This is a genomic window from Ectothiorhodospiraceae bacterium 2226 (assembly GCA_013348725.1).
In the GTDB taxonomy this organism is placed as follows: Bacteria; Pseudomonadota; Gammaproteobacteria.
The window spans coordinates 2317554-2333610 of the sequence record CP054689.1; the positions used below are offsets into that span (position 1 = coordinate 2317554).

Annotated in this window: 15 protein-coding genes and 1 tRNA gene; 10 read left to right on the top strand and 6 right to left on the bottom strand. The window is 68.5% G+C overall.

Annotated features, from left to right (window positions below; all coding sequences use genetic code 11):
- Positions 1–19: 19 nt before the first annotated feature.
- The 3 genes from HUS23_11210 to ispB all read right to left on the bottom strand — a co-directional run bounded on the left by HUS23_11210 (position 20) and on the right by ispB (position 1508).
- Positions 20–307: a spore coat protein U domain-containing protein gene (locus HUS23_11210; protein ID QKT04336.1), complete on the bottom strand. Its 288-nt coding sequence runs from the start codon at positions 305–307 to the stop codon at positions 20–22.
- A gap of 134 nt (positions 308–441) precedes the next feature.
- A tRNA-Pro gene (locus tag HUS23_11215) sits at positions 442–518 on the bottom strand.
- A gap of 21 nt (positions 519–539) precedes the next feature.
- Complete coding sequence (gene ispB / locus HUS23_11220) at positions 540–1508, bottom strand: octaprenyl diphosphate synthase (protein QKT04337.1); 969 nt, start codon at positions 1506–1508, stop codon at positions 540–542.
- A 166-nt stretch (positions 1509–1674) separates the two neighbouring features.
- On the opposite strand from ispB, the gene rplU reads away from it, so the two are divergent.
- The 4 genes from rplU to HUS23_11240 all read left to right on the top strand — a co-directional run bounded on the left by rplU (position 1675) and on the right by HUS23_11240 (position 4509).
- The gene (gene rplU, locus HUS23_11225; protein QKT04338.1) at positions 1675–1989 is read left to right on the top strand and encodes a 50S ribosomal protein L21; all 315 of its coding nucleotides are present in this window, start codon (positions 1675–1677) and stop codon (positions 1987–1989) included.
- A gap of 17 nt (positions 1990–2006) precedes the next feature.
- On the top strand, positions 2007–2264 hold the full coding sequence (rpmA, locus tag HUS23_11230; protein ID QKT04339.1) for a 50S ribosomal protein L27: 258 nt from the start codon (positions 2007–2009) through the stop codon (positions 2262–2264).
- Positions 2265–2339: 75 nt separating this feature from the next.
- Positions 2340–3374, top strand: a complete 1035-nt coding sequence (obgE, locus tag HUS23_11235; protein ID QKT04340.1) for a GTPase ObgE — start codon at positions 2340–2342, stop codon at positions 3372–3374.
- Entirely contained in the window at positions 3358–4509 is a 1152-nt protein-coding gene (locus tag HUS23_11240) for a glutamate 5-kinase (GenBank protein QKT04341.1), read from the top strand. The genes obgE and HUS23_11240 overlap by 17 nt, the downstream gene beginning before the upstream one ends.
- A gap of 93 nt (positions 4510–4602) precedes the next feature.
- On the opposite strand, the gene rpsT is transcribed toward HUS23_11240, so the two are convergent.
- Positions 4603–4866, bottom strand: a complete 264-nt coding sequence (gene rpsT, locus HUS23_11245) for a 30S ribosomal protein S20 (protein QKT04342.1) — start codon at positions 4864–4866, stop codon at positions 4603–4605.
- A gap of 122 nt (positions 4867–4988) precedes the next feature.
- Between rpsT and murJ the strand changes: the two genes are divergently transcribed.
- From murJ to ispH, 6 genes are all read left to right on the top strand, one after another.
- A complete protein-coding gene (gene murJ, locus HUS23_11250) occupies positions 4989–6566 on the top strand; it encodes a murein biosynthesis integral membrane protein MurJ (protein QKT04343.1) in 1578 nt (525 codons plus the stop codon).
- Between the two features lie 73 nt (positions 6567–6639).
- Positions 6640–7572 carry a bifunctional riboflavin kinase/FAD synthetase gene (gene ribF / locus HUS23_11255; protein QKT04344.1) on the top strand — a complete coding sequence of 311 codons (933 nt, stop codon included), beginning with the start codon at positions 6640–6642 and terminating at the stop codon, positions 7570–7572.
- A 38-nt stretch (positions 7573–7610) separates the two neighbouring features.
- Complete coding sequence (gene ileS, locus HUS23_11260; protein QKT04345.1) at positions 7611–10442, top strand: isoleucine--tRNA ligase; 2832 nt, start codon at positions 7611–7613, stop codon at positions 10440–10442.
- Between the two features lie 8 nt (positions 10443–10450).
- Positions 10451–10948: a signal peptidase II gene (gene lspA, locus HUS23_11265; GenBank protein QKT05057.1), complete on the top strand. Its 498-nt coding sequence runs from the start codon at positions 10451–10453 to the stop codon at positions 10946–10948.
- A 41-nt stretch (positions 10949–10989) separates the two neighbouring features.
- On the top strand, positions 10990–11451 hold the full coding sequence (locus HUS23_11270) for a peptidylprolyl isomerase (protein ID QKT04346.1): 462 nt from the start codon (positions 10990–10992) through the stop codon (positions 11449–11451).
- Between the two features lies 1 nt (position 11452).
- Positions 11453–12388: a 4-hydroxy-3-methylbut-2-enyl diphosphate reductase gene (gene ispH, locus HUS23_11275; protein ID QKT04347.1), complete on the top strand. Its 936-nt coding sequence runs from the start codon at positions 11453–11455 to the stop codon at positions 12386–12388.
- Positions 12389–12401: 13 nt separating this feature from the next.
- On the opposite strand, the gene HUS23_11280 is transcribed toward ispH, so the two are convergent.
- Together HUS23_11280 and HUS23_11285 are read right to left on the bottom strand one after the other, a co-directional pair.
- Positions 12402–12797 (bottom strand): prepilin-type N-terminal cleavage/methylation domain-containing protein, encoded by a 396-nt coding sequence (locus HUS23_11280; GenBank protein ID QKT04348.1) that lies wholly within the window; start codon positions 12795–12797, stop codon positions 12402–12404.
- Between the two features lie 91 nt (positions 12798–12888).
- The gene (locus HUS23_11285; protein ID QKT05058.1) at positions 12889–15948 is read right to left on the bottom strand and encodes a hypothetical protein; all 3060 of its coding nucleotides are present in this window, start codon (positions 15946–15948) and stop codon (positions 12889–12891) included.
- Positions 15949–16057: the final 109 nt, after the last annotated feature.

Here is a 16057-nt window from a genome sequence, read left to right on the forward strand (position 1 = left end):
TCCTTTCAGGAGGTCGCAGTCACCACGATCGTGCCGCTGTAGCTGCCCGGCACCGCCGGCGGCTGACGCGGCAGGTGGCCGTAGATGGGTGGTCCACCGGTGCTTCGCCGGTGGTCCCGCTCGCCGCACCGGTCCCACCGTTGCCATCGCCCCAGATCACCGTCCGTCCCGCATCCACATACAGGTTGTGGGCGAGCGTTGCCCGCTCGCTCACCATCCGCCGCTCCAGATACTGTCCACGCCCGGTGAGCTCTATGGTGGGGTCGAGGCCGAAAAAGAAAATGCCATTCAGCGTGGCCCGCACCATGGAAGGCGCGGCTGGGGCTCAACAGAGCCACCTGCGTACCGCCAGGGACGGCAGGCACTGCCTCACAAGGAATCTGGGCGGAAAGGTTTGACGCTGAAACGCCAGCTACCGCAAAAAACTCGGGAACAGAACGATGGTCGGGGTGAGAGGATTTGAACCTCCGGCCCCTGCCTCCCGAAGGCAGTGCTCTACCAGGCTGAGCTACACCCCGAAAACTGGAAATTGGACAACGTCAGTAGGTGCGGTTGACCGCGAACTCGGCCAGTCCGCGCAGCGCGTCCTTGTAGCGCGAGGCAGGTAAGTCGTCCAGGCAAGCAATGGCTTGGTTTGCCTGGTCCTGCGCGCAGCGCGCAGTGTACGCGATGGCGCCGGTGGATTCAACGGCGTGCGTGACATCCGCGATGGCCTCGCGTCCGCCCTGTTCGATGGCGCGGCGGATGACCTCGGCTTGCTCAGGGGTGCCGTGACGCATGGCATAGATGAGGGGCAGGGTCGGCTTGCCCTCGGCGAGATCGTCGCCGATGTTCTTGCCCATTTCTTCCGGTGAGGCGCTGTAGTCGAGCACGTCGTCCACCAACTGGAAGGCGGCGCCGAGGTGGCGCCCGTACGCGGCCAGATCCTGTTCCTGCGCGGGCGTGGCGCCCGCGAGCACGGCGCCGAGCTGTCCGGCGGCCTCGAACAGCTTGGCCGTCTTGCGGTGGATCACCTCGAGGTAGCGCTCCTCGGTGGTGTCGGCGTCGTGGCAATTCAGGAGCTGCAGCACCTCGCCCTCGGCAATGGTGTTGGTGACCTCGGCGAGGATCTCCATGACCCGCATGCTGCCGATCTGCACCATCATCTGGAAGGAGCGCGAGTAGAGGAAGTCGCCCACCAGCACGCTGGCCTCGCTCCCCCAGCGGGCATTGGCCGTTTCCTCGCCGCGGCGCAGCTGCGAGGCGTCCACCACATCGTCGTGCAGCAGCGTGGCGGTGTGGATGAACTCGATGACCGCGGCCAACTCCCAGTGTTGACGGCCGTTGTAGTTCAGGGCCCCCGCGGAGAGCAGCAGCAGCGCGGGGCGCAGGCGCTTGCCGCCGCTGTTCACGATGTAATAGCCGATCTGGTTGATGAGCGCGATATCGGAGCGCAACTGGCGCTGGATTACCGCGTCCACGGACTGCATATCGTCTTGGATGAGGGTGTAAAGGCCCTGAATCGTCATGGTTTCCCAACACGGGGCTGAGGGGGATGTGCATGCTATGGGCCACCCCTGGAGGTGTCAAGCAAATGCCCCGCCGACGTTGACCTGCCGCGGCCGTGTCGCTAGAATTGCCGCCTTTGGTGGTGCCTCCCGCCGCGTCGCGCGGGACTTTCGGAGAATTCAGACCATGTACGCTGTAATCAAGACCGGCGGAAAGCAGTATAAGGTGAGCGAAGGGCAGACCCTGCGCGTCGAGAAGTTGGACGCTGAGGCGGGCGCCGAGATCGAGCTCGACCAGGTGCTGCTGGTTACCGACGAGGACAAGGTCACCGTCGGCGCGCCGCTGGTGGATGGTTGCACCGTGAAGGCGCGCGTCGAGGGCCACGGCCGCGGTGATAAGATCACCATCATCAAGATGCGTCGGCGCAAGCACTACCGTAAGCGTCAGGGGCACCGGCAGGACTACACCGAATTGAAGATCACCGGCATCAACGTCGGCTGAGCTGAGGATTTCTAGCCATGGCACATAAAAAGGCAGGCGGTAGCACGCGCAACGGGCGCGATTCCATTTCCAAGCGCCTGGGCGTGAAGCACTACGGCGGCGAGAGCGTGCGCGCCGGCAACATCCTGGTGCGTCAGCGCGGTACGCGCTTCCATGCCGGCGTCAACGTCGGCTGCGGTGTCGACCACACCCTGTACGCCAAGGCGGACGGGCAGGTGGTGTTCGAGACCAAGGGGCCGCAGAAGCGCAAGTACGTGAGCGTCGTCGCGGGCTAGGCGCTACCGGTCATCTTGTGAGAAAGCCCCGCTTGCGGGGCTTTTTCGTATCCGACAGACACAGAAGGCGGCGCCGTGAAGTTCATCGACGAGGTCGAGATCAAGGTCGAGGCCGGCAAGGGCGGCGACGGCTGCGTGAGCTTCCGGCGCGAGAAGTACATTCCCTTCGGCGGCCCCGACGGCGGTGACGGCGGCGACGGCGGCAGCGTCTGGCTGGAGGTCGATGCCGCGCTCAACACGCTGATCGATTTCCGCTATCAGCGCAGTTACAAGGCCAAGAACGGCGAGCCCGGGCGCGGCGGGCAGTGCACCGGCGCCAAGGGCGAGGACCTTATCGTCAAGGTGCCGGCCGGTACCATGGTGTTCGATGCCGAGACGGGGGAGCAGATGGGCGACCTCACCGAGGCGGGGCAGCGCCTGCTGGTCGCGCAAGGCGGCTTCCACGGCCTCGGCAACACCCGTTACAAGAGCAGCGTCAACCGCGCCCCGCGCCAGTCCAAGCCGGGCACGCCCGGCGAGGCCCGCCGCCTGCGGCTGGAGCTCAAGGTACTGGCCGACGTGGGGCTGGTCGGCCTGCCGAATGCCGGCAAGTCCACCTTTATCCGCGCGGTGTCCGCGGCACGTCCCAAGGTCGCCGATTATCCCTTCACCACGCTGTACCCCAACCTTGGTGTGGTGAGCGTGGAGGCCCATCGCGGCTTCGTGATCGCCGACATCCCCGGCCTCATCGAGGGCGCGGCGGAAGGGGCGGGGCTCGGTATCCAGTTCCTCAAGCATGTGTCGCGCACGCGTCTGCTGCTGCATCTGGTCGATGTCGCGCCGCCGGACGGTAGCGACCCGGCCGAGAGCGTGCGGGTCATCGAGGGCGAGCTCGGCAAGTTCGACGCCGACTTGCTGAACTACGAGCGCTGGCTGGTGCTGAACAAGATGGACCTGGTGGCGGAGGACGAGCGCGAGGCCCGCGCCGCCGCGCTGGTACAGGCGCTGGCGTGGGCGGGGCCGGTGTACCGCATCTCGGCCGCGACGGGCGAGGGCACGCGCGAGCTGGTGTACGACATCATGCGCGCGCTGGAGGCGCGGTGGGAGGGTGGCGATGAGCACGCCCGCTAGCACGGGCGGCGGCGCGGCACGCGCGCGTCTTGCCGAGGCGCGCTGCTGGGTGGTCAAGATCGGCAGCGCGCTGCTCACTAACGACGGCATGGGGCTGAATACCGCCGGTATCGCCGCCTGGGTGGAGCAGATGGTTGCGCTGCGCCGGCGCGGCATCGACTTGGTGCTGGTGTCCTCCGGCGCGGTGGCCGAAGGCATGGCCCGCCTCGGCTGGACCGCGCGCCCGCGCGCCCTCAACGAACTGCAGGCGGCGGCAGCGGTGGGACAGATGGGGCTGGTGCAGGCCTACGAGTCGCGCTTCGCGCAGTTCGGGCTGCAGACCGCGCAGGTGTTGCTCACCCACGATGACCTGTCCAACCGCGGGCGCTACCTCAATGCGCGGACCACGCTGCGTACGCTGCTCAAGCACGGCGTGGTCCCCGTGGTGAACGAGAACGACACCGTGGTCACCGACGAGATCCGCTTCGGCGACAACGACACCCTCGGGGCCTTGGTGGCCAATCTCATCGAGGCCCATGCATTCGTGATCCTCACCGACCAGCAAGGGCTGTTCGACAAGGATCCGCGGGCCCATGCCGACGCGCAGCTGGTGCCCGAGGCCCCGGCGGACGATCGGGCGCTCGATGCCATGGCCGGCGGACGACCGGGCGTGCTGGGCCGCGGCGGTATGCTCACCAAGTTGCGCGCGGCGCGCGTGGCGGCGCGCTCGGGCGCGGCCACGGTGATTGCGAGCGGACGCGAGCCGCGCGTGCTCGAACGGCTCGCCGAGGGTGAGGCGCTCGGTACGCTGCTGCTGCCCGGCCAAGCCACGCAGACCGCGCGCAAGCAGTGGCTCGCGGGCCATTTGCAGATGCGCGGGCGCTTGGTGCTCGACGCGGGGGCGGTGCGCGTGCTGCGCGCATCGGGCAAGAGCCTGCTGCCGGTGGGCGTCAAGGCCGTGGAGGGCGGGTTTTCGCGTGGTGAGGTGGTGGCCTGCGTGAGCGAGGCGGGCGACGAGATCGCCCGTGGGCTGGTCAACTATGGCGCCGAGGAGGCGCGGCGCATCATGGGCCGCCCCAGCAGCGAGATCGAAGGCATCCTCGGCTACCTGAACGAGCCGGAGCTCATCCACCGCGACAATCTGGTGCTGTTGTAGGCGCGCGTGCGGGCGGCCGCGCACGAAAAAGCCGGCGCGAGGCCGGCTTTTTCGTGCAACTTTGGGTGCCTTACATCGCGCGCAAGCGCGCGTTTAAGACATGGCGCGCAGACGCGCGTTCAGACGGCTCTTGTGGCGGGCGGCCTTGTTCTTGTGGATCAGGCCCTTGCCGGCCATGCGGTCGAGCAGGGGGACCGCCGACTTGAACGCGCTCTCGGCCTGCGTCTTGTCCCCGGCCGCCATCGCCTTGAGCACCTTCTTGACGGAGGTGCGCAGCATGGAGCGCTGGCTGGCGTTGAGCTTGCGGTGCCGCTCCGCCTGACGGACGCGCTTGCGGGCTTGGGCAGTATTGGCCAAGGTACGACTCCTCGAAACCGGGTTGAATAAAGCGCGTAATGATTCCCGATCGGTGGGTCGTTGTCAAGCCAAAGCCCATGCCGTACGCTTGCCGCTCTGCCGCTGCCGCACCTCGGTCCCCCATGAGCCGAAAGTTGTTCAAATCCACCGCCGTCGTGGGCGGTTACACGATGATTTCGCGCGTGCTCGGCTTCATTCGCGACATCGTGATCGCGCGGGTGTTCGGCGCGGGCGCGGCGACCGACGCCTTCTTCGTGGCGTTCAAGATCCCGAACTTCTGGCGTCGGCTGTTCGCCGAGGGGGCCTTCTCGCAGGCCTTCGTGCCGGTCCTGTCCGAGTACCGCACGCAGCGGGAACACGCCGAGGTGCAGGCGCTCACCCGCCAGGTGGCCGGCACCCTCGGCGGTGTGCTGTTGCTGGTCACGCTGGTCGGCGTCCTGGCTGCGCCGCTGTTGGTGATGCTGTTCGCGCCCGGCTTCATCAACGAGGTCGAGCGCTTCGATCTCACGGTCGAGATGCTGCGGCTCACCTTCCCGTATCTCTTGTTCATCTCACTCACCGCGTTCGCGGGCGCCATTTTGAACAGCTACGGGCGCTTCGGCGTGCCCGCGATCACCCCGGTGCTGCTCAATCTCGCGCTGATCGGCGCGGCGTTGGGGTTGGCGCCCTATTTCGAGCAGCCGGTGGTGGCCCTGGCCTGGGGCGTGCTGGTGGCCGGGGTCGCGCAGCTCCTGTTTCAGATCCCGTTCCTGATTCGCCTACGCCTGTTGGTGCGCCCCGTGTGGGCTTGGCGCGCGCCCGGCGTGCAGCGCATCCTGCGGCTCATGCTGCCGGCGATCTTCGGCTCCTCGGTGGCGCAGATCAACCTGCTGTTCGATACGGTGATCGCCTCCTTCCTGATCGCGGGCAGCGTGTCCTGGCTGTACTACTCCGATCGGCTGGTGGAGTTCCCGCTCGGGGTGTTCGGCATTGCGCTGGCGACGGTGATCCTGCCCAGCCTGTCGCGCTCGCACGCGCGCGGCTCGGCCGAGGCCTTTTCGCGCACGCTGGACTGGGCGCTGCGCCTGGTGGCGCTGATCGCGCTGCCGGCCACCTTGGGCCTGATGCTGTTGGCCGCGCCCATGCTGAGCACGTTGTTTCTGTACGGCGAGTTCACCGCGCGCGACGTGGAGATGGCGGCGCTCAGCCTGGCCGCCTACGGCTTCGGCCTGACCGGCTTCATCCTGGTGAAGGTGCTGGCGCCGGGGTTCTTCGCCCGCCAGGACATGCGCACCCCGGTGCGCATCGCGGTGATCGCGATGGTCAGTGGCATGGTGCTGAACCTGGTGTTCGTGGTGCCCATGGCCTGGGCCGGCATCCCCGGCGCCCACGCGGGTCTCGCCTTGGCGACCGCCTTGGCGTCCTTCATCAACGCCGGGCTGCTGTTTCGCGGCCTGCGCGCCACCGGCGTGTACCGCCCCGAACCGGGGTGGGGCCGTTTCGCCCTGCAGCTGCTGTTCGCCAACGGGGTGATGGCGGCCGGTCTGGTGTGGTTCACGCCGCCGCTCGCGGCCTGGATCGGCGCCGGCGGCGGCGAGCGGACGCTCTGGCTGGGTACGGCGATCGGACTGGCGGCACTGGGCTATGTCCTCGCCTTGGTGCTGGTGGGGGTGCGCCCGCGCCAGTTCGCCCGGGCGCCGGTGCAGGGGGAGGAGCCATGAGCGAACGGGGGGTGCATCGGTCGCGGGGCCGGTCCTTGATATACTCTGGCCTCTTTGGCGGAACGACGACACGATGGAGCTGATCAGGGGCCTGCACAACCTGCGCGCGCGCCACCGCGGCTGTGCCGCGACCATCGGCAACTTCGATGGCGTGCACCGCGGACATCAAGTGGTGTTGCAGCGTCTGCATGCCGAGGCCGAGCGCCTGGCGATGCCGGCCACGGTGATCATCTTCGAGCCGCAGCCGCGCGAGTTCTTCGCGCCCGCGGCCGCCCCGGCGCGTCTGACGCGCCTGCGCGAGAAGCTGATGCAACTGGCGGCGCAGGGCGCGGAGCGCGTGCTGTGCCTGCGTTTCGACGCGGCGCTGGCGGGGCTCAGCGCCGAGGCCTTCATTCAGCGTGTGCTGGTCGAGGGCCTGGGCGTGCGTTACGTCATGCTGGGCGACGATTTTCGTTTTGGGCGCGACCGCGCGGGCGATTTCGAGCTGCTGCAGGCGGTAGGGCAGGCGGCGGGTTTCGCCGTGGAGCGTACCCCGGGCTTCGAACTCGATGGCCGACGCGTGAGCAGCACCCGCGTGCGCGAGGCGCTCGGCGCGGGCGAACTGGAGACCGCCGCGCGCCTGCTCGGGCGGCCCTACGCCATGGCCGGGCGGGTGGCGCACGGCGACAAGCGCGGGCGCAGCATCGGCTTCCCGACCGCCAACATCGCCCTGCACCGGCCGGCCAGTCCGGTGCAGGGCGTGTTCGCCGTGCACCTCTGTGTCGACGGAGAGCAGCTGCCGGGCGTGGCCAACGTGGGCACGCGACCCACGGTGGGCGGCACCCGCGTATTGCTCGAGGTGCACGTGCTGGACTTCGAGGGCGATTTGTACGGCCGTCACGTCGAGGTCGCGTTCCTGCGCAAGCTGCGCCCGGAGATGCGCTTCGAGTCGTTCGATGCCTTGCGCGCCCAGATCGCGACGGACGTGGAGGCCGCGCGCGCGTACTTCGCGCACGCGCCCCATTGAAACCATTTGCAAACCAGAGGCGCTAGCGCGCATTACCTGTGACTGATTACAAACAGACCCTCAATCTTCCCCAGACCGCCTTTCCCATGCAGGCCAACCTCGCCAAGCGCGAGCCCGAGGTGCTGGCGCGCTGGCAGGCCATGGACCTGTACGGCGCGCTGCGCAAGGCCGGCGCCGGCCGCCCGCGCTTCGTGCTGCACGACGGCCCGCCCTATGCCAACGGCGACATCCATATCGGCCACGCGGTCAACAAGATCCTCAAGGACATCATCGTCAAGGCCAAGACTCTGAGCGGCTTCGACGCGCCCTACGTGCCGGGCTGGGACTGCCACGGGCTGCCCATCGAGTTGCAGGTGGAGAAGAAGGTGGGTAAGGCGGGCGCCAAGGTGAGCGCCGCGGAGTTTCGCGCCGCCTGCCGCGACTATGCGCACAAGCAGGTGGAGGGGCAGCGCGAGGACTTCAAGCGCCTGGGCGTGCTGGGCGACTGGGAGCGGCCCTACCTCACCATGGACTACGCGACCGAGGCCGACATTGTACGGGCGCTCGGGCGCATCATCGAGCAGGGCCATCTGCACAAGGGCTTCAAGCCGGTGCACTGGTGCACCGACTGCGCCTCGGCGTTGGCCGAGGCCGAGGTGGAGTACGAGGACAAGACCTCGCCCGCCATCGACGTGCGCTTCGAGGTGCTGGACGACGCGGCGCTGATGGCGCGCTGCCGCCACGTCGAAGGCCACGAGGGCAAGGGCCCGCTGGTCGTCCCGATCTGGACCACCACGCCGTGGACGCTGCCCGCCAACCAGGCCGTGGCGCTGCACCCGGAACTCGACTACGCCGTGGTGGCCAGCGTCGGTGAGCAGGGCCCCGAGCGGCTGGTGTTGGCCGAGGCGCTGGTGAAGAGCGTGATGGGCCGCCTGCAGCGCGACGACTATCGCGTCATCGCGTACTGCACGGGTGCGGACCTCGAGGGCCTCAAGCTGCGCCACCCGTTCTATGAGCGCGAGGTGCCGGTGGTGCTGGGCGACCACGTCACCACCGAGGCGGGCACCGGCGCGGTGCACACTGCCCCCGGGCACGGTCAGGAGGACTATGTGGTGGGCAGCCGTTACGGCCTGCCGATCGACAACCCGGTAGGCGGTAACGGCGTGTTTCTGCCCGACACGCCGCTGGTCGGCGGTCAGCACGTACTCAAGGCCAACGACGCGATCGTCGAACTCCTCAAGACGCGCGGCGCGCTGCTGCACGAAGAGGCCCTGCGCCACAGCTATCCGCACTGCTGGCGCCACAAGACGCCCATCATCTTCCGTGCCACGCCGCAGTGGTTCATCAGCATGGAGCAGGCGGGCCTGCGCGGCCAGGCGCTGGAGGCGATCCGCGGCGTGCGCTGGATGCCGGATTGGGGTCAGGCGCGTATCGAGGGCATGGTGGAGAAGCGCCCGGACTGGTGCATCTCGCGCCAGCGCACCTGGGGCGTGCCCATCACCTTGTTCGTGCGCCGTGACAACGGCGAGTTGCATCCGCGCTGGCAGGCGCTGCTGGAGCAGGTTGCCGTGCGCGTCGAGGCGGGCGGCATCCAGGCCTGGTTCGACCTGGACGCGCAGGAACTGCTGGGCGAGGAGGCGGCCGACTACGAGAAGGTGCCCGACACCCTGGACGTGTGGTTCGACTCGGGCGTCACTCACGCGAGCGTGCTGGAACGGCGCGCGGAGCTAGGCGGCGCGCCGGCCGACCTGTACCTCGAAGGCTCCGACCAGCACCGCGGCTGGTTCCAGTCCTCGTTGCTGAGCAGTGTGGCGATGCGCGGCGCGGCGCCCTACCGCAGCGTGCTCACGCACGGTTTCACGGTAGACGCGCAGGGCCGCAAGATGTCCAAATCCGTGGGCAACGTGGTCGCGCCGCAGAAGGTGGTGAATTCGCTCGGCGCCGACGTGCTGCGCCTGTGGGTGGCGGCCACCGACTATCGCGCCGAGATGAGCGTCTCGGACGAGATTCTGCGCCGCACCGCCGAGGCCTATCGGCGCATCCGCAATACCGCACGCTTCATGCTCGGCAACCTGGCGGGCTTCGATCCCGCGCGCGACGCGCTGGCGCCCGCCGATCTGCTGCCGCTGGACCGTTGGGCGCTGCATACGGGCAAGGATCTGCAGGACGAGGTGCTGCAGGCCTACGAGCGCTACGAGTTCCACCACATCTACCAGAAGGTGCAGCGTTTCTGCACCGTGGAGCTGGGCGGTTTCTACCTCGACATTCTCAAGGACCGCCTCTACACGACGCCGCCCGAGTCGCAGGTGCGGCGCTCGGCGCAGACCGCGCTGTATCATCTGGTCGAGGCGCTGGCGCGCTGGCTCGCGCCCATCCTGAGCTTCACCGCCGAGGAGATTTGGCAGCAGCTGCCGGGCGAGCACGGCGAGTCGGTGTTCCTGAGTACCTGGTATGCCTTCCCCGACCTCGCCGCGGCGCCGGTGGACGAGGCGCAGTGGGTCAGCGTCATCGGTGTGCGCCAGGCGGTGGCCAAGGAACTCGAGCGGCTGCGCAATGAGGAGGTCATCGGCGGCGCGCTGGACGCTGAGGTGACGATCTACGCCGAGGAGCCGATTTACGCCCGGCTGGCCGCGCTGGGGGACGAGCTGCGCTTCGTCACCATCACCTCCGACGCCGATGTGTTGCCCGCGGCCGAGCGGCCCGCCGAGGCCGCCGAGTACCTGCTCGGCGACGTGCACCTGTGGGTGAGCGCGCGGCGCAGCCAGAACGAGAAGTGCGTGCGCTGCTGGCACCGGCGCGCGGACATCGGAGAGCATCCGGAGCACACGCAGATCTGCGGCCGCTGCGTTGCCAACGTGGCGGGCGGCGGCGAGGTCCGCCGGTGGGCATGAGCGCGAGCATGGGGGCACGCAGCCATCTGTTCGTCGTCAGCGGTTGGCGCTGGTTGTGGCTGGCGCTGGTGGTGATCGTGCTCGACCAGGCCACCAAGCAAGTGGCGGTCGCGCTGCTCGATCCCTATCAGCCGGTGCCGGTGTTCCCGGGCTTCAACTTCACCCTGATGTTCAACACCGGCGCCGCGTTCAGCTTTCTGGCCGCCGCCGGCGGCTGGCAGCGCTGGTTGTTCGCGGCCATCGCGCTCGGAGTCAGCATCTTCATTCTGATGTGGCTGCGGCGTATCCCGCGGGCCGAGGTCTGGCTGCCGATCGCGCTGGTGTTGATTCTCGGCGGTGCGCTCGGCAACCTGTGGGACCGCATCGTGCTCGGCCATGTGGTGGACTTCATCGACCTGTACGCGGGCGACTATCGCTGGCCGGCCTTCAATGTCGCCGACAGCGCCATCAGCGTCGGCGCGGTGATGTTGGTCATCGATGCCTTCCGGCCGCAGCGCCATCGCTGAGGCTTGGTTAGACTTGCGGGTTAACGAGGAGGAATCGGCGCATGGAGCAAGCGAACAGCGGCCCGGCCGTCGGGCCGGGCAGTAAGGTCGCGATCCGCTACACGCTGGCCCTGCCGGATGGCACGGTGGCCGACGAGAGCGGCGACACGCCGCTGCATTTCACGCTCGGTGATGGCACCATGATCCAGGGGCTGGAGTACGCCCTGTACGGGATGCACGCGGGCGAGCAGCGCTGTGTGCGCATCGACCCGCGCGACGCCTTCGGCTACCGCGACCCGCACAACGTCCACGTCATGTCGCGGGGCACCTTCGACGCCAAGATGCCGCTCGAGCCCGGCACGGTGATCGGTTTCACCACGCCGGCCGGCGACGAGGTGCCCGGCACCATCGACGCGGTGGAGGGCGACGAGGTGCGGGTCGACTTCAATCACCCGCTGGCCGGCATCGAGGTGACCTTCGACGTGGAGGTTCTCGAGGTGCAGGCGCCGGCAAACGAGGAATAGCATGCAAATCGTACTGGCCAGTCCGCGCGGCTTCTGCGCGGGTGTCGACCGCGCGATCGAGATCGTGGAACGCGCGCTCACCCTGTTCGGCGCGCCCATCTACGTGCGCCACGAGGTGGTGCACAACCGCTACGTGGTCGAGGATCTGCGCGCCAAGGGCGCGGTGTTCGTGGACGAGCTCGACGCCGTACCGGACGATCAAACGGTGATCTTCAGCGCCCACGGCGTGGCCCAGGCGGTGCGCCGCGAGGCCGAACGGCGTGGGCTCCGCGTGTTCGACGCCACGTGCCCGCTGGTGACCAAGGTGCACATGGAGGTCGCGCGTCACAGCCAGGCGGGGCGCGAGTGCATCCTGATCGGCCACGCCGGACACCCCGAGGTGGAGGGCACGCTGGGGCAGTTCGACGTCTCCAGGGGCGGGCGCATGTACCTGGTGGAGACGCCCGAGGACGTGGCGCGTCTGCCGGTGCGCGACCCCGACAACCTCGCCTTCGTCACCCAGACCACGCTGTCGATGGACGACACGGCGCGGGTCATCGACGCCCTGCGCGCGCGCTTTCCCAACATCGTCGGGCCCAAGAAGGACGACATCTGTTACGCGACCCAGAATCGCCAGGACGCCGTGAAGGCGCTGGCCGAGCGCTGCGACGTGATGCTGGTGGTCGGCTCGCCCAACAGTTCCAACTCCAACCGCCTCAAAGAGGTAGCCGAGAAGCACGGCCTCCCGGCGTATCTGGTGGATCGGGCCGACGACCTGCAGCGGGCGTGGTTCGCGGGCAAGTCCTGCATCGGCCTGACCGCCGGCGCCTCGGCGCCCGACATCCTGGTTCAACAGGTGATCGCGCGCCTGCGCGACTGGGGGGCGGCAGGTATGGAGGAGTACGTCGCCCGTCCCGAGAACGTGGTGTTCCCGTTGCCCAAGACCCTGCAGGCCTGAGGCGGCGGTCGGCTCACCAGCAGCGCCCGGTGTCGGTACCGGTGGCCGCGGTGGTCTGCAGGTGGTCGAAGGTGAGCGCGGTGCAGTAGGCGTCGCGCGCCTGCGGGCCGTCTGCGCGCGGGGTGGCGGTTAACAGAAAGGTATCGGCGCCGCGCACCACGGCCAGGGCGTAGTGGCCCTGGGGCGACGCGGCGGGCAGCGCCGGACAAGCGTCGGCGTCATAGCGATGGAACTCCGTGTAGCAGCGCTCGAGGTGTTGCGCGGCGTTCAGCAGGGCAATGCGTGCATCGGCCCGGTGGGTCTTGCGTACCTGCTCCTGATAGGCCGGCAGGGCGATCGCGGTCAGGATGCCGACGACCGTGACCACGATCAGCAGTTCGATGAGCGTAAACGCCCTTTGTTTGCGCATCGTGTGCCTTCTCTCAATGGGCGCCGCGAAGCAACGCGGGAACCGCCTGTTTGCATGGTCTGAGCAACGGGACGGATGCATGTAGACCTCGTTAGCGCAGTTCGCGCCATGACTGGCGCCCGCCGAGGTCGCTGCCGCGCTCGACGGTCACCTCGATATTGCCGCTGGAGCCGCTGGTGTACTTGTACTCGGTCTCCCCGGCGCTCACGATGCCGGGCGATTTGATAATGCCCTCGCGCGAGCGTCTCCCGCTCACCGGCACGTCGACCGGCTCTCCATCGATGATGACGCGCAAGAAATCGTCGGCACTGAAGGCCCCGTCGCCATCCACATCGAATGGCGTGTAAGCCAGCCGCGCGCCGGTGAGCGCGCTCATCTCCATCAGCCAGCCGCCGCCGCCGAACGCGCAAGGGTCCCGATCCGGTACCAGGGTGACGAAGATCACGCGCCCGTGGCGCAGCAGCGGCGCACTCACCACCCGCTCGCCCTGCGGCCCCGCTGCCGGCGACACCAAGTCGATAAACCAGCCGCGCTGATCGGCCCAGCGCACCGGCTCCTCGGTGGTCACGCGCCAGTCGTCACCGTGCGCCGCGACCTCGGCCAGAATCGACTGCTCGACCAACGCGCTGCGGCCCGCGCCGAGTACGCTGCCGTTGTCCAGGATGCCGTAGAAGCTCTGCACGGCCGGTGCGTCCGGGACGTGGTTGTCGCCGTCCGCGAAATATCGGCCGGTGCCGAAGTAGACCATGGTACCGGCGGCGCCGTCGGGTCCGGTGCCGAGGGCAGGCCGGCTGGTGATGGGCTGCTCGTTGCCCGCCGCGTCACGCGCGACGAACAGCGGCTGCGGCACGTTGCCCTGCCGGTAGGCCACCCCCCAGGTGTTGACGTTGCCGCTCAGGTCGAACTTCCACAGCCGCCCCAGGAGATCGCCTGCGTAGATGGCGCTGGTGACGCGGTTGTGGCCCGGCGCGTAGGGGGCGGGGCTGGCGAGCCCGTTCGGGTGGGCCGAGTCGCCGAGGCCCGTGTCGAGACGCGCGACCAAGGCGCCGGTGGCCAGATCCACGACGAACAGCCGCGCCCGATGGTCCGCGCTGTTGTAACCGTTGCCGAACACGGCCATCCAACCGGCGGCGGTACGCACCACCGTGGGCTGACCGATGGTGTAACCGAGGCCCGCGTCTTGCAACTCCGTAAACTCCCACAGCACCCGCGGCGCGTCGGGGTCGGTGACGTCCAGGGCGAACACCGCGCGGCCGCCGGCGCCGGTGCTGCCTAGCAGCACCGTGCGCCAGCGCGCGCCCTGGCCGTCGCCGGTGTCGATGTAGGCGTCGCTGGCCCGCGGCGAGCCATCGACGTAATAGCGGTGGCGGTAGTCCGGCGCGGTGAGCTGGCTGAGTGCCGCGTAGACTGCGTTCGGCACGTAGGCAAAGCGCTCGGCGCCGGTCTCGGCATCGAAGCCGTGCAGCATGCCGGCGTTGCTGCCGATGTAGATCATCGGCGGGCGCTCGCGGACGCTCGCACGAAATGCGGCGTAGCTCGCGGCCTCCGCATAGGGCAGGGCGGTGAACCCGTAGTCCTGGCTGCCGACGAACAGCGGGTCGGAGTTGACGAGGTCGCCGAGCGACGTGCTGCGCGGCCGCATGCCCGCCACCTCGGCGCCGCGCAGCCACGCCAGCCGCTGCTCGCCACGCCCGTCGGGCTCACCCGCGCCATCGCGGTGCAGCGCCGCCTGCTGCGCCGCATTGAGCGCTGGCCACGCAAAGAGCGCTGTTTGCCCGCTATTCGGCTCGTAGGTGATGATCCGTCGCGCCGCAGGCGGTGGGATCAATGCTCCAGCCTCCCAGCGCGGCGTCGGATCGACGCTGCCGTCCGCGCGCAGCGCAAAGGCGTACAACTGGCCGCTCCAGTCCGCGCTGTTGAACCGCGCTTGGTAAACCACCGTGTCGGTGTCGAGGCGGGTGGAGTTGGCCGCCACCGACGAGGCGGAGCTGACTTGCGCGAAGATGGTGTCGCTGGCGGTCTGAAACGCCCGAATCAGGCCGTCTTCATCGTCCGCGACCAAGAAGCGGCCGCCGCCCTGCGCAGCGGTTTCCTGCAACAGGGGATCGTGCAGCACGTCCTCTTCGGCGAAGCCGATCACGTAGGTTGCGAGGTTGTTTTTGACCGGGCGGCCTTCCGCGTCGACGAGGTCGGGGCGCAGGTCGATGTCGTACAGCGCCGCCGCCACGTCGTCGAGGTAGTCGCTACCGCGCGACTCGTAGTCCCGCTCCGGCTTGCGGTCGAAGCTCAGGCAGCCGCCCCCGAGGCAGTCGCCGTCGTAATCGCGGTAGGCGGCGATGGGATGGGTCGACAGGGCGCGATCGGCCTGCGGGCGACCGTCGGTCATGATCACCGCGTAGTTCTGCTGGCACCAGTGTTCGATCGGCGAGGCCTGCCGCACCCCGGCGGCGTAGGTCGGCGGCACGTTGAAGATGGAGTAGGCGTCGTGGGTGCTCGGCGCGTACGGATAACCGGAACTCGCGTCTGGATGCAGTGTCAGCGGCTGATTGTGGCCTTGGACGAAATAGCGCCCGACGGAGTGCAGGGACTCCGCCAAGGGTGTGAGGCCGTTGGCGCTGAGGGCGGCGATGGCGTTGGAGACGGTCGTGCGGTTGAGGTCGATGTGATCGACCCCGGCCATGATGTGTGCGGGCAGGTAGCGCGCGTCGGTGAAGTCGACGACGTCGGAGTAACGCGCAAGCCCGAGCCGCACGTCTCGTAGCGACCCGACCAGGGCCTGCGCAGCCTCGCGCGCCACCGTCATGCGGCTCGCTACACTCGGTTTGATGGTCTGCCCCGCCGTCCAGAAGGGCGTGGTGTTGGTGGAATCGAAATACCAGTTGAGGTAGTTGCCCGAGTAGGGCGCCGGAAGATAATTGCTTGGCTGGGTGCCGGCATCGGCGTTGAGGCGGGCCATGTAGCTGCCGTTGGTCAGGAAGCAGCGCTGGCCTGTCCCGCTCCCCCATACATAGTTGACGCCGCCATAGCGTACGCGTGGCGCCCCGCTCACGATGCGCAGATCCACGTTGGCGCCGCTCGGGATGGGATCGGCACACCCGGCCGGGTAGATCTGAGAGGCGTCGTAGGGCGCTTGGGCGACGACGTTTTGCATGGAGCCCGAGGTGTCGATCAGCAGCATCACGTTGGGCTCGGCGCCGCCGGTGAGGAACAGCGGCGCGTCGGCGATCGATAGCGCCTGGGCGTTGCTCGTCACCAGCAAG

What these genes read in the sequence shown, in the direction of transcription:
- HUS23_11240 (QKT04341.1), top strand. Translation starts at nt 3,358, where the DNA reads ATGAGCACGCCCGCTAGCACGGGCGGCGGCGCGGCACGCGCGCGTCTT.
- HUS23_11285 (QKT05058.1), bottom strand. Translation starts at nt 15,948, where the DNA reads ATGCAAAACGTCGTCGCCCAAGCGCCCTACGACGCCTCTCAGATCTAC.
- HUS23_11280 (QKT04348.1), bottom strand. Translation starts at nt 12,797, where the DNA reads ATGCGCAAACAAAGGGCGTTTACGCTCATCGAACTGCTGATCGTGGTC.
- murJ (QKT04343.1), top strand. Translation starts at nt 4,989, where the DNA reads ATGAGCCGAAAGTTGTTCAAATCCACCGCCGTCGTGGGCGGTTACACG.
- ribF (QKT04344.1), top strand. Translation starts at nt 6,640, where the DNA reads ATGGAGCTGATCAGGGGCCTGCACAACCTGCGCGCGCGCCACCGCGGC.
- lspA (QKT05057.1), top strand. Translation starts at nt 10,451, where the DNA reads ATGGGGGCACGCAGCCATCTGTTCGTCGTCAGCGGTTGGCGCTGGTTG.
- ispB (QKT04337.1), bottom strand. Translation starts at nt 1,508, where the DNA reads ATGACGATTCAGGGCCTTTACACCCTCATCCAAGACGATATGCAGTCC.
- HUS23_11270 (QKT04346.1), top strand. Translation starts at nt 10,990, where the DNA reads ATGGAGCAAGCGAACAGCGGCCCGGCCGTCGGGCCGGGCAGTAAGGTC.
- rplU (QKT04338.1), top strand. Translation starts at nt 1,675, where the DNA reads ATGTACGCTGTAATCAAGACCGGCGGAAAGCAGTATAAGGTGAGCGAA.
- rpmA (QKT04339.1), top strand. Translation starts at nt 2,007, where the DNA reads ATGGCACATAAAAAGGCAGGCGGTAGCACGCGCAACGGGCGCGATTCC.
- HUS23_11210 (QKT04336.1), bottom strand. Translation starts at nt 307, where the DNA reads ATGGTGCGGGCCACGCTGAATGGCATTTTCTTTTTCGGCCTCGACCCC.
- ispH (QKT04347.1), top strand. Translation starts at nt 11,453, where the DNA reads ATGCAAATCGTACTGGCCAGTCCGCGCGGCTTCTGCGCGGGTGTCGAC.